The sequence below is a fragment of the Polaromonas sp. P1_G4 genome (assembly GCF_056405475.1).
Map to the genome: position 1 here is coordinate 1 of NZ_JBFUCA010000092.1, position 11,355 is coordinate 11,355.

An 11,355-nucleotide genomic window follows, 5' to 3' on the forward strand; every position below is an offset into this window, starting at 1 on the left:
GCCACGGTGCCACCGACGGCAGCACACCGTTGGCAAWCACCGCGCTGCCCTGCCGCCGTGTCTGCGCGACGCTGGCGCCGGCATGCCGCAAAAAGGCTTCGCCCTCGCGTGTGGGCACGGCGCCCTTGCGCCCGCGCTCAAACAACCGCACCGCCAGCAGGCCCTCAAGTTCTTTCAGGGTTTTGGATACGGCGGGCTGCGTGATGGCGAGCACGTCGGCCGCCTTTTGCAGGCTGCCATGCTGCGCCACCGCCAGAAAGCACTGCAGGTGCCGGTATTTGATGCGTTCATCGACCATGCTCCGATTTGACCATCTGGTTATGGATAAGTCGAGAAAATGTCAATATACATAACTGTTTCGGCCGATTAAAGTCGGCTCAGCACGAAAAACCCGAAAAGCRCCTGCTAAAAAGGCGCCAACCTCTTTCGACCTCTGGAGACATCGATGAAACCCGATCTGAACAACAGCTTTCTGGCCCCACGCGACTGGACCAGCCATTCGCCTCACATCTATCCAGGCTACAAGTCCACCTTGCTGCGCGGCCCCAAGCAGCCGCTGGTGCCCATCAAGCAGGCTCTGGCGCAACTCAATGCGCCCGTCTATGGCGCCGGGCAATTCGGCCCGCTGGACAGCGACCTGACCAAAAATGCCGTGATGAACGGCGACCCGCTGGGTGAACGCATCATCGTCACCGGCCGTGTGCTCGACGAAGACGGCCGCCCCGTGCGCAACACGCTGGTGGAAGTCTGGCAGGCCAACGCGGCCGGCCGCTACGTGCACAAGGTCGACCAGCACGACGCGCCGCTGGACCCGAACTTTCTGGGCGCCSGCCGCTGCATGACCGACAACGAAGGCCACTACAGCTTCAAGACCATCAAGCCCGGTGCCTACCCCTGGGGCAACCACCCCAATGCCTGGCGTCCGCAGCATATTCACTTCTCGCTGTTCGGTGACTACTTCGCCAGCCGCCTGGTCACGCAGATGTATTTCCCCGGCGACCCGCTGCTGGGTTACGACCCCATGTACATGGGCGCGCCCGAAAGCGTGCGCGAGCTGATGGTCTCGAAATTCAGCCTCGACGTGACCCAGCCCGACTACGCGCTGGGCTATGTGTTCGACATCGTGCTGCGCGGCCCCAAAGCCACGCGCTTTGAATAAGCGGCGGAAGGACAACACCATGAGCCAACTCAAACAAACTCCATCGCAAACCGTCGGTCCCTTTTTTGCCTACGGCCTTACGCCCACGCAATACGGCTACGACCTCAAAAGCCTGTTCACGCCGGTGCTGGCCCAGCCCACTGCGAAGGGCGAGCACATCCGTATCACCGGCCAGGTGTTTGACGGCGCCGGCAATGCCGTGATGGACGCGATGGTCGAGATTGCCCAGCCCGACGGCAGTGGGCAGCCCATCTCGTCGGTGGCCGATGCCGAAGCGCGCGGCTTCACCGGCTTCGGCCGCTGCGGCACCGGCACCCTGGCGCAAAGCCATTACGAGTTCTTCACCGTCAAGCCCGGTGCGGTGGCGGGGCAAGCACCGTTCATCAACGTCTGCGTCACCATGCGCGGCCTGCTGGTGCATACGTTCACGCGCATCTACTTTGATGATGARGCGGGGGCGAACAGCAAAGACGCGGTGCTGGCAAGCGTGCCGGCCGAACGGCGCAGCACCCTGGTTGCCCAACGCGACATGACGGGGGCCGGAGCGGTATACCGATTCGACATCCGCATGCAGGACAGCGCCGCCGGCAAGGAAACAGTGTTCTTCGACCTGTGAGCGTGGACCGGGGTTGAGCGGCCGGCCTTGATTGCTATTAATTAGATAGCTGATTGCGCTCGTCCCTATTGGTCTGCAGCCATTTTTCTCATAAGAACTGCTCGTAAGGCTACAGCCACGCGGCCATGGCGGCAATGCCGCCATGAAGGTTGTTACGCACGCCGGTGCACAGTCGTGGCCCGCCCGCGCTATAAAACAGGCCAACACCATCAAGAGGCCTGCCATGACCATTCATCTGGACCACTTCATCGTATCGGCGCGCGACAAGGTGGCTTCGGCCAGGTCCTTGGCAGAGCTGCTCGGCGTGCCGTGGGCTGAAACCACGATAGGACCTTTCTCGGCTGTCTTCATCAACGAAGGCCTGACGCTGGACTTCATCGACACCGACGAAGACTTTCCCGTCGAGCATTTCTGCTTTCGCGTGAGCGAGCAGGAATTCGATGCGATCCTGGGGCGCATCCAGGCGGCTGGAATCAAGTACCGCAGCTCGGTGCGCGGCCCCATGGACATGCAGGTCAGCACGTACCTTGGCGGCAAAGGCATTTACTGGAACGAGCCCGAGGGGCACCAGTGGGAGATGCTCACGGTAAGTTATGCGCGAAGATGAATCCACCCCCGTCCAGGCTCACTGCGTGTAGCCTGTTCCCCCCTCAAGGGGGCGGCGCCTGGGGCCGGCGAAGCCGGACCCTCGGCCCCCGCTTGCGAAATACCCGACGCTGATCACGCCTACTGAACTCTTAAACCCAGCATGAGCCGTGGAACCGGCTTTGCCGGGCCACAGGCGGGCGGCCCCCTCGGGGGGGCAGCGACCCACACGCAGTGGGGGAGCGTGGGGGCTCAATCCTCGCCGTAATCATGGTCCGGGTGGTTGATGGTCCCCAACTTCCAGTAGCCACGGCCCACAATGCTGCTGCGTTCCACACCCAGCTCTTCAATCAGCAACTGGCGTAGTCGGCGCATGGCCGCCGCCTCGCAGGCCAGGTAAATGCGCGTGCCGGGTGCGGGTGCGCCGGCTTTGCGCAACGCGGCTTCCAGTGCCTGGCCGGCCTTGTTGTTGTCGGCGCCACGGGCGACCCATTGGGCATTCACTTTGGCGGTGCTTTGCAGCGGGCGCTCTTCAGCTGCGTCCACCACCTCGACAAGCACCTGAACTTGCGCGCTCGCGGGCAAGCTGGCCAGAATGGTTTCAAACGCGGGCAAGGCGCTGTCGTCACCGATCAAAAAATGCGCGGGCGCATCCAGCTGAACTTTGTAGCCCGGGCCTGGGCCCATCAAATACAGCACCTGGCCCGGCTGCGCCTGCGCCGCCCAGGTGGATGCGGGGCCATCGCCGTGCAGCACAAAATCGACATCGACTTCCAGCACATCGCTGCGCACCGCCAGCGGCGTGTAAGTGCGCATGGACTTCGCTCGCGGGCCATCGGGCAAGGGACGGTCAGGCTCGGTTTGTCCCGGCTCGGGAAAAATCAGCTTCATGTAGCAGGCCGGGTCGGCCACCTCAAAGCCTTCCAGTTCCGCGCCTTGCAGTGTGATGCGGCGCATCAGCGGGCTCAGGGTTTGCACGCGAGTGACCTGCACGTGGCGTGGCGGCCGGCGCTTGCGCGGTGCGGTCTCGGGAGAAGGGGCGGTGGCCTGCGGTATTGTGGACATGGTGTCTTTCAGGGCGAGGCATCGCGCTGCCCAAAGGTTAAAACTCTAATTGAGAATAATTATCATCTGATTGCAATGGGCTGGTGGATTGAAGGGGGAAAGACGGTGGCTTGCGTCCTGCTCATCGCCCCGCAGCGCGAGGTGCCCGCAGCTCATGGGTAGCCAATAGCCCGAAAGACAGCGCGCCAACCTCCGCAAGCGCCTCAAGGGGCGACCAGAACCGGCGCAAAGGGCAGTCGAAGGTCTGCCCAGGGCTGGGCGGACCAATGGGGTTACTTGTTGCCCGAGACCGTACTCATCCAGTCACCGATGGCTTGGGCTGACGAGGCCGGTGCGTTGAGGTGACTGGACGCCGGTTGATAGAGCTGGGTCAGTGGATGCTTCGGCAGGAGTTCGAACAGTTGACCATTGGCTCGCGCCAACGCTGGGTAGTCATTGACCGGTGCGATGTAAAGCACGGGCGTCTCGGCCTTGAATGCCTTCATGGCGTTGACCTGGTTCATCGCACCTTCAGGCTCAAACCATGTCAGATAGCTGGCTGGCGTTGTGACCACGGGGTAGACACCTTTGCTGCCTTCGTAATCTGACAACTGAACTTTCTCCGCACCCTTGCCCTCGTCAAGGTTCTTGCGAGCCAGGGACAACGCCTCTGCGAGCTTCTCGCGAAATAAAGTGCTTCCAACGTTGCCGCCAGGCGCGATGGCGACCACGCCGTCCACCTTGTATTTGCTCCCGAAATAAAGAGCGAATATTCCGCCCTGGCTGTGGCCTGCAACAAATACCTTGTTGACACCTTTTGTCCGAAGGCGGTTGATCGCAGATTCAACTTCGGCTTCGGCAGTTGCCACGTTGACGTCATAGCCCCTTCGCGCAGACCAGGGCATTTCGATGTTTTCGACCTGAAAACCGCGTCCCTGAAGCGAGGAGGCCAAATCAGACACCAGCCTGGAAGGGGATCCGCCTTTCCCGTGCATGACGACCACACCGATGGCGCCCGTGTCAGCCTGAACGCTCAGGCACATCAGCAGCACCATGGCTGCCAGAAACTTGGTGAATGTATTCACGGCTGCGCGCCCCTCCATATGTATAAGGTATTTGAAGCTCTTGTGCCCAAGCCAGCTCTACAGTGCATCATCGTAATTTAATCTTGTGGCTTCGAAAAGCCATTTGGCTTTGCCGGACGATTTTCAAGAGGCGCCCTTGCGCAGTCCGTGCCGGCCTGGTCGTGGTCAGGGCTGGTGCCCTGCGATAATTTGAGCCTGAATCTGCTTGCAACTCGACACCCCTCTATCGAACCTCCCTCATGACCACCATCGGCACCCCGCTTTCCTCCCACGCCACCAAAGTCATGCTGCTCGGCTCCGGCGAGCTGGGCAAGGAAGTGCTGATCGCCCTGCAACGCCTGGGCGTTGAAACCATCGCCACCGACCGGTATGACAACGCGCCGGGCCAGCAGGTGGCCCACCATGCGCGCACCATCACCATGAGTGACCCGGCGCAGCTCAAGGCGCTGATTGAAAAAGAAAAGCCCGATCTGGTGGTGCCAGAGATCGAAGCGATTGCTACACCCATGCTCGAAGAGCTTGAGGCCGCCGGTGTGGTGCGCGTGATCCCGACGGCGCGTGCCGCGCGCCTGACCATGGACCGCGAAGGCATACGCCGCCTGGCCGCCGAAACCCTGGGCCTGCCGACCAGCCCCTACAAGTTTTGTGATTCGCTGGAAGAGCTGCAGGCCGCCATCGATGGCACCACGGGCTACCCCTGCGTCGTCAAGCCGGTGATGAGCTCGTCGGGCAAGGGCCAAAGCAAAATCTCCGGCCCCGAAGACGTCAAAAAAGCCTGGGACTACGCGATGGCCGGCGGCCGTGTCAGCCACGGCCGGGTGATCGTTGAAGGGTTTATTGATTTTGATTACGAGATCACGCAGCTCACTGTGCGAGCCGTGGGCGCCGACGGAAGCATCGAAACGCATTTCTGCGAGCCCATCGGCCACATCCAGGTCAGCGGCGACTATGTGGAAAGCTGGCAGCCGCACCCCATGCGCCCCAACGCGCTGAAAAAATGCCGCGACATCTGCAAGGCCGTGACGGACAACCTGGGGCTGGGCTTTGACGGCAAACCTTCGGGACTGGGCCTTTTCGGTGTTGAACTGTTTGTGAAGGGTGAAGACGTCTGGTTCAGCGAAGTCAGCCCGCGCCCGCACGACACCGGCATGGTGACGATGTGCACCCAGTGGCAAAACGAATTTGAACTGCACGCGCGCGCCATCCTGGGCCTGCCCGTCAACACCGCGCTCAAGAGCCCGGGCGCCAGCGCCGTGATTTATGGCGGCGTCGATGCGAAGGGCATCGTGTTCGACGGCGTGGCCGATGCACTGCGTGTGCCCAACAGCGACATCCGGCTGTTCGGCAAACCTGAGAGTTTTGTCAAACGCCGTATGGGCGTGGCGCTGGCGTTTGATGCCGACGTGGAGGTGGCGCGCCACAACGCCAAGCTGGCCGCGTCCCGGGTCAAGCCCCGGGCGCCGAAAGGCTGACCCCTATGACGAGGACTGCGGCATGAACCTCTCTGCGCTCATCTCCTGGGCCGACGACTCATCGCTGCACGTCTTGCTGGCAGCCGGCATCAGCATCGTTCTGGCGCTGGTGGCGCACACCATAGGCGCTGTTGTTGTCCTGCGGCTGACGCGTTCCATGCCGGTGATGGCCCGGGTCGCCGAACAATGCCGCTCTCCGGTGCAGRTGCTGCTGCCCCTGATTGCCCTGCAGATCGTCTGGCACAGCGCGCCGGATACCTTTCCGCTGATCAACGGGGTGCGCCATGCCAATGGCCTGCTGCTGCTCGCCGCCCTGACGTGGGCAGGCATGCGCGCGGCGCGCGGGGCCGCGATGGGGGTGATCGGCCTGCACCCGGTCGATGTGGAGGACAACCTCAATGCCCGCCGCATCCATACGCAGACCCGCATGCTGGCGCGCACCGCCATGTTCATCGTGCTGCTGACCGGGCTGGCCCTGATGCTGATGACCTTTCCCGGCGCGCGCCAATTCGGGGCCAGCCTGCTGGCTTCGGCGGGTGTGGCGGGGCTGGTGATCGGTATCGCGGCCCGGCCCGTGTTCAGCAACCTGATTGCCGGCCTGCAGCTGGCGCTGGCGCAGCCCATCCGCCTGGACGACGTGCTGATCGTGCAGGGCGAATGGGGTCGGGTGGAGGAGATCACCGGCACGTATGTGGTGCTGAAGATATGGGACGAGCGGCGCCTGATCGTTCCGTTGCAGTGGTTCATTGAAAACCCGTTCCAGAACTGGACGCGCACCGGCGCCCAGATCATCGGCACCGTCTTTCTCTGGGTCGATTACCGCATGCCCCTGGCCCCGCTGCGCGAGGCGGCACGGCGCGCTTGCGAGGAGGCGCCCGAATGGGACAAGCGGCTGTGCCTGCTGCAGGTGGTAGAGGTCGGCGAGCGCAGCATGCAGCTGCGGGTGTTGGTGACGTCCGCCAACTCCAGCCTGAACTGGGACTTGCGCTGCAAGGTGCGCGAGGCGCTGGTGGACTTCATGCAGCGCGAATACCCGCAGCATTTGCCGCTGGTGCGTACCGAGTCAGCCGAGCCGCGGGGGCCGGCGGCCGGCCCTCCTTCCGATCAGGCCGGCGAGCTCAGGCGGCCTTGAGCCGGGTGGGCAGCTGGCCATTGGCCACGCAGTGCATGAAAGCATGGCTGTCGATCAGCGGAAAGCTTTTGGCGTCAGGCAACTGGTAGTGCCACCATTCGTTGGGGTGGTGCACAAAACCCGCTTCCAGCATGACCGTGAGCAGCCGCATGCGGTTGACCTGTATGGCGACGGGGTGTGCCGTGTGAAAGTGATGGGACCCGCGCGTCATGGTGTCGACCGGCGTGCCCATGTCCAGCTCCTGCCCGTCCGGCGCCAGCAGCGTGACATCAAGCGCCACGCCCCGTGTGTGGTTGGAGCCCTTGGCCGGATCTGCGATGTAGGCGGGGTTGGGCGCCACGGCCCAAAGTGCCTCCTGCGCTTCCTGCGGTCTGAAGGCGTCGAAAATCTTGAGCTGAAAGCCCATGTTTTTAGCGGCCGTGATGGCTTTGCGCAGGCCGGCGTCTGCCTGCGGATGCAAGAAGCACAGCGGGCTGTCATAAATCACCTGGCCGGTGAAGTTGTTGGTGCCTGCGTAGATCAGGTCGATCACCACGCCATGACTGGCTTCTGTGACAGGAACGAGCGGTGAAAGATTTTCCATGGGCAGGTATTTATGAAAAATAAGGCTGTAAGTCAATGAAGGTAAGCGCAAGCAGCTACCAAAAGTATAGCAACTGGCGGGCTTCACGGCACTACTGGAACGCGACTTCCGAAAAACTGCGCAGCTTGCGGCTGTGCAGCTGGGTGATGCCTTCGGCGCGCAGCAGCTCGATGGCGCGTATCCCGATGCGCAGGTGCTGGTCCACGCGCTCGCGGTAGAAATGGTTGGCCATGCCGGGCAACTTGATCTCGCCGTGCAGCGGCTTGTCGCTCACGCACAGCAGGGTGCCGTACGGCACGCGAAAGCGAAAGCCGTTGGCGGCAATCGTTGCGCTTTCCATGTCCAGCGCCACGGCGCGGCTCTGGCTGAAGCGGCGCTGCGGCTGGTTGCCCGGCAGCAGCTCCCAGTTGCGGTTGTCGGTGGAGGCCACGGTGCCGGTGCGCATGATGCGCTTGAGGTCGGGGCCGACGGCATGGGTGACGTCGGCCACGGCTTTTTCCAGCGCGACCTGGATTTCGGCCAGCGCCGGGATCGGCACCCACAGCGGCAGCTCTTCGTCCAGCACATGGTCTTCGCGCACATAGCCGTGGGCCAGCACATAGTCGCCCAGCTGCTGGCTGTTGCGCAGGCCCGCGCAGTGGCCCAGCATGATCCAGGCGTGCGGGCGCAGCACGGCGATGTGGTCGGTGATGTTTTTGGCATTGGCCGGGCCCACGCCGATGTTGACCATGGTGATGCCGGTGCGGTCGGCGCGCAGCAGGTGGTAGCCCGGCATTTGCGGCAGGCGGGGCGGCTGTACGCCAAGCTCGTCGCCGGCCTCGGCGGGCAGCCCGGCGCGCCGGGTCACCACGTTGCCGGGCTCGATGAAGGCGGTGTACTCGCTGTCCGGGTCGGCCATGGCTTCATGGCCCAGGCGCACGAACTCGTCGATGTAGAACTGGTAGTTGGTGAACAGCACGAAGTTCTGGAACCAGTGCGGCGAGGTGCCGGTGTAGTGGCGCAGGCGCTGCAGCGAATAGTCGACACGCGCCGCGGTGAACAGCGACAGCGGCTGCGGCTCGCCGGGCAGGGGTTCATAGGTTCCATTGGCAATGCCGTCGTCCATGGCGGCCAGGTCGGGCAGGTCGAACACGTCGCGCATCAGCATGCGGCGGGCTGCATCCATGTTGCCTTCAATATGGTCGTTCTCTGCAAATGAGAAGTGAATGGGGATGGGCTGCGTGCTGGTGCCGATTTCCAGCTCCACATCGTGGTTCTGCATCAGCAGGCGGAACTGTTCAAGGTAATAGTTGCCGTAGAGGTCGGGCCGGGTCAGTGTGGTTTCAAAGCGGCCGGGACCGGCCACAAAACCAAAGCTCAGCTGCGAGATGTCGGGCGTCTCCAGGATGGCGCGTGCCACCGTGTCGGTATGGATGCGCACGAAAGGGTAGCAGGCGCGCACATGGCCGGGCAGGGTTTCGCCGGCCACATAGCGCTGCATTGCATCGCGCAGGTGGGCAATCTGCTGGTCATAAATGGCGCGAACCTGTGCCAGTGCGGCGGCCGGGTCGCTGTAGCGGGTCGGGGCTATGAAAGGCGGCAGATAGGGCATGAAAAAAGCCTTGTTTTTATGGTGAAGGTACAGCAGGTGGTTTTCGGCAAAGCGTAGCACCGCAGGGCATGCACATCATTGTGCGGCAAGTACCGTGACACACCCTAGAATGCCCTGATGAAACACCACAACCCTTCGGGGCACCTGCGCGCGCTGGTTGCAGCCTTGCTCGGCGCCCTGTGCCTGCAGGTGGCCCAGGCGCAGTCCCCCGCACCGGGCCGCGCCGCGCAGGTGCCTGCTGCCGCCGCACCGGCCCAGATCTCCCGCGACGCCCAGCGTGCCTATGAAACCACGCGCGACAAACTGGTGCAGATCCGCACCCTGCTGCGCAACTCCAACACCCAGGCCAGTGTGGGCTCGGGCTTTTTTGTCTCGGCCAACGGGCTCATCATCACCAACTTCCATGTGGCCAGCCAGCTGGCGCTGGAGCCCGAGCGCTACCGCGGCGTCTACGTGCCGGTGGACGGCAAGGAGGCCGAGGTTGAATTGCTTGCCTTCGACGTCCGCAACGACCTGGCGCTGCTGCGCGTGAAGACGCCGGCAACAGGAATGCCGCAGCTGGCTTTTCGCGGGGCGGACAGGCCCCTGGCGCGCGGCGAACGCATTTATTCACTGGGCAATCCGCTGGATATCGGATTTGCGGTCACCGAGGGTACCTACAACGGCCTCGTGCAGCGCAGCTTTTACCCGCGCATCTTTTTCGGCGGGGCGCTCAACCCCGGCATGAGTGGCGGCCCGGCGCTGGACGACGCCGGCCAGGTGGTCGGTATCAACGTATCCAAGCGGCTGGACGGCGATTTGCTGAGTTTTCTGATTCCTGCCGAATTCGCCCAGGCGCTGCTGGCAAAGGCCGCTTCGGCCAAGCCCATCACCAAACCGGCACATGCCGAGGTGGCGCGCCAGCTGGGCGAGCACCAGGCGTTGCTGACGCAAAAGTTCACAGCGGTGCCGCTTACGGCGCAAAAGCACGGCGGCTACAGCGTGCCCGTGCCCGAAGATTCCCTGGCCCGTTGCTGGGGCCGCGGACGCGAGCCCGACTTCAAGGCCTTTGACCTGGAGCGTACCGATTGCCAGATTGACAGCCACGTGTTTGCGGGCGATTTCAACACCGGCTACATCCGCCTGCGCTATGAAGCCTACAACGCGCCCAAGCTGGGCCCCTTGCGTTTCGCCGTCATGTACTCCCAAAGCTTCGGCAATGAGTACTTCTCTACCCGGGGTTCACGCAAGGCCACGGCGGCCGAGTGCTCCGAACGCTTCGTCGAAACGGGCGGCATGCCCATGCGCGCCGTGGTGTGCATGAGTGCCTACCGCAAGCTGCCGGGCCTCTACGATGTGTCGGTGCTGACCATGTCCGTCAACCAGTCCACACGCGGTGTGCAGGGACGCATGGATGCGCAGGGTGTGAGTTTTGACAACGGCCTCAAGCTGGTGGCGCATTACCTGGGCGGTTTTAAATGGGAGGCCGCACCATGAGCGCCGGCAATCTCGCCCTGCTGCAGGCCACCGACCGCAATGGCGCGCTGGTGGGCCGCCTTGACGTGCGGCACTGGCCCGTTACCGTGGGCCGCGCACTCACCGCCGACCTGGTATTGGATGACGGCCATGTGGCCGCTGAACACTTGCGCATAGACCGCACGCCGGAAGGCGAAGTGATGGTGCAGGTGCTGGACACGGTCAATGGTGTCGCGCTGAACCGGACGCTGCATGGCCAGGGCACGCAGTTCAGCTGGCCTGCCGGCGAGGCCCTGACCCTGGGCCGGCTGAAGCTGGGGCTGCGCCTGGCGGAGGCGCCGGTGGCCGCTGAAGAGCGGCTGCCKCACTTTCCGTGGCGCACGACCGGCTGGACTTTGCTGGCATTGACCGCCATGCTGGCGCTCGTGGTGGGGCAGTCGTGGCTGACCCTTACCGAGCCATCCCAGCTGGCGCGGCAATTGCCCGGCCTGATGGCGATGGTGGCCATGGCGATCACCGTGTGGGCGGGCCTGTGGGCCCTGGCCACCAAGCTATTTACCGGCCACCTGCAGTTCTGGCGCCATGTCCGTATTGCCTGCACCAGTTCGGTGGCGATACAGCTGGTAGCCACGC

General features: G+C 63.4%; 12 protein-coding genes. 7 read left to right on the forward strand and 5 right to left on the reverse strand.

The features are described from left to right. Positions 1-298: LysR family transcriptional regulator (locus AC1D1X_RS06805; RefSeq protein ID WP_477698023.1), on the reverse strand; the 298-nt coding region annotated here is incomplete at its 3' end. Positions 299-445: 147 nt separating this feature from the next. Here AC1D1X_RS06805 and pcaH point away from each other — a divergent pair. The 3 genes from pcaH to AC1D1X_RS06820 all read left to right on the forward strand — a co-directional run bounded on the left by pcaH (position 446) and on the right by AC1D1X_RS06820 (position 2,382). After that, positions 446-1,159, forward strand: a complete 714-nt coding sequence (gene pcaH / locus AC1D1X_RS06810; RefSeq protein ID WP_477698024.1) for a protocatechuate 3,4-dioxygenase subunit beta — start codon at positions 446-448, stop codon at positions 1,157-1,159. Positions 1,160-1,178: 19 nt separating this feature from the next. Continuing rightward, positions 1,179-1,775 carry a protocatechuate 3,4-dioxygenase subunit alpha gene (gene pcaG, locus AC1D1X_RS06815; RefSeq protein ID WP_477668617.1) on the forward strand — a complete coding sequence of 199 codons (597 nt, stop codon included), beginning with the start codon at positions 1,179-1,181 and terminating at the stop codon, positions 1,773-1,775. Positions 1,776-1,998: 223 nt separating this feature from the next. Continuing rightward, the gene (locus AC1D1X_RS06820) at positions 1,999-2,382 is read left to right on the forward strand and encodes a VOC family protein (RefSeq protein WP_477668616.1); all 384 of its coding nucleotides are present in this window, start codon (positions 1,999-2,001) and stop codon (positions 2,380-2,382) included. Between the two features lie 230 nt (positions 2,383-2,612). On the opposite strand, the gene AC1D1X_RS06825 is transcribed toward AC1D1X_RS06820, so the two are convergent. Continuing rightward, positions 2,613-3,425 (reverse strand): siderophore-interacting protein, encoded by an 813-nt coding sequence (locus AC1D1X_RS06825; RefSeq protein ID WP_477668615.1) that lies wholly within the window; start codon positions 3,423-3,425, stop codon positions 2,613-2,615. A gap of 272 nt (positions 3,426-3,697) precedes the next feature. Then, positions 3,698-4,459, reverse strand: a complete 762-nt coding sequence (locus AC1D1X_RS06830) for an alpha/beta hydrolase (RefSeq protein WP_477698025.1) — start codon at positions 4,457-4,459, stop codon at positions 3,698-3,700. Between the two features lie 269 nt (positions 4,460-4,728). Here AC1D1X_RS06830 and purT point away from each other — a divergent pair, with 269 nt between their 5' ends. Next, the gene (gene purT, locus AC1D1X_RS06835) at positions 4,729-5,961 is read left to right on the forward strand and encodes a formate-dependent phosphoribosylglycinamide formyltransferase (protein WP_477668613.1); all 1,233 of its coding nucleotides are present in this window, start codon (positions 4,729-4,731) and stop codon (positions 5,959-5,961) included. Between the two features lie 22 nt (positions 5,962-5,983). Next, positions 5,984-7,093: a mechanosensitive ion channel family protein gene (locus AC1D1X_RS06840; protein ID WP_477698026.1), complete on the forward strand. Its 1,110-nt coding sequence runs from the start codon at positions 5,984-5,986 to the stop codon at positions 7,091-7,093. On the opposite strand, the gene ddpX is transcribed toward AC1D1X_RS06840, so the two are convergent. Both ddpX and AC1D1X_RS06850 read right to left on the reverse strand, forming a co-directional pair. Beyond that, positions 7,080-7,676 carry a D-alanyl-D-alanine dipeptidase gene (gene ddpX, locus AC1D1X_RS06845; protein WP_477668611.1) on the reverse strand — a complete coding sequence of 199 codons (597 nt, stop codon included), beginning with the start codon at positions 7,674-7,676 and terminating at the stop codon, positions 7,080-7,082. The genes AC1D1X_RS06840 and ddpX overlap by 14 nt on opposite strands. Positions 7,677-7,767: 91 nt before the next feature. After that, complete coding sequence (locus AC1D1X_RS06850; RefSeq protein WP_477668610.1) at positions 7,768-9,267, reverse strand: AMP nucleosidase; 1,500 nt, start codon at positions 9,265-9,267, stop codon at positions 7,768-7,770. A gap of 117 nt (positions 9,268-9,384) precedes the next feature. Here AC1D1X_RS06850 and AC1D1X_RS06855 point away from each other — a divergent pair, with 117 nt between their 5' ends. Both AC1D1X_RS06855 and AC1D1X_RS06860 read left to right on the forward strand, forming a co-directional pair. After that, positions 9,385-10,743 (forward strand): S1 family peptidase, encoded by a 1,359-nt coding sequence (locus AC1D1X_RS06855; RefSeq protein ID WP_477668609.1) that lies wholly within the window; start codon positions 9,385-9,387, stop codon positions 10,741-10,743. Next, a partial coding sequence (locus tag AC1D1X_RS06860) for an FHA domain-containing protein (protein WP_477698027.1) occupies positions 10,740-11,355 on the forward strand: 616 nt, incomplete at its 3' end. The genes AC1D1X_RS06855 and AC1D1X_RS06860, both read left to right, overlap by 4 nt.

Excerpts from the sequence above, each read along its gene's own strand:
- AC1D1X_RS06820 (WP_477668616.1), top strand. The coding sequence starts at position 1,999 with ATGACCATTCATCTGGACCACTTCATCGTATCGGCGCGCGACAAGGTG.
- AC1D1X_RS06825 (WP_477668615.1), bottom strand. The coding sequence starts at position 3,425 with ATGTCCACAATACCGCAGGCCACCGCCCCTTCTCCCGAGACCGCACCG.
- AC1D1X_RS06830 (WP_477698025.1), bottom strand. The coding sequence starts at position 4,459 with ATGGTGCTGCTGATGTGCCTGAGCGTTCAGGCTGACACGGGCGCCATC.
- purT (WP_477668613.1), top strand. The coding sequence starts at position 4,729 with ATGACCACCATCGGCACCCCGCTTTCCTCCCACGCCACCAAAGTCATG.
- ddpX (WP_477668611.1), bottom strand. The coding sequence starts at position 7,676 with ATGGAAAATCTTTCACCGCTCGTTCCTGTCACAGAAGCCAGTCATGGC.
- AC1D1X_RS06850 (WP_477668610.1), bottom strand. The coding sequence starts at position 9,267 with ATGCCCTATCTGCCGCCTTTCATAGCCCCGACCCGCTACAGCGACCCG.
- AC1D1X_RS06855 (WP_477668609.1), top strand. The coding sequence starts at position 9,385 with ATGAAACACCACAACCCTTCGGGGCACCTGCGCGCGCTGGTTGCAGCC.